Here is a 223-nt window from a genome sequence, read left to right as displayed (position 1 = left end):
CGCCCTGTTCAGACTCGCTTTCGCTTCGGCTCCGCGTTTCCCGCTTAACCTCGCTGGCAACAGTAACTCGCCGGTTCATTCTTCAATAGGCACGCCTCGCGCATGTAAAGCGCTCCGACTGTTTGTAGACATACGGTTTCAGGTTCTCTTTCATTCCCCTCCCGGGGTTCTTTTCACCGTTCCCTCACGGTACTATTCGCTATCGGTCCATATCAGTGTTTCG

At 53.8% G+C, this 223-nt stretch carries 1 rRNA gene; it reads right to left on the bottom strand.

Annotated elements, in window-relative coordinates:
- A 23S ribosomal RNA gene (locus CJ260_RS12645) occupies positions 1-223 on the bottom strand; the annotation flags it as partial.

Source organism: Megasphaera sp. ASD88, assembly GCF_002287425.1.
Lineage (GTDB): Bacteria > Bacillota > Negativicutes > Veillonellales > Megasphaeraceae > Megasphaera > Megasphaera stantonii.
This window is presented reverse-complemented; position numbering and strand designations above follow the sequence as displayed.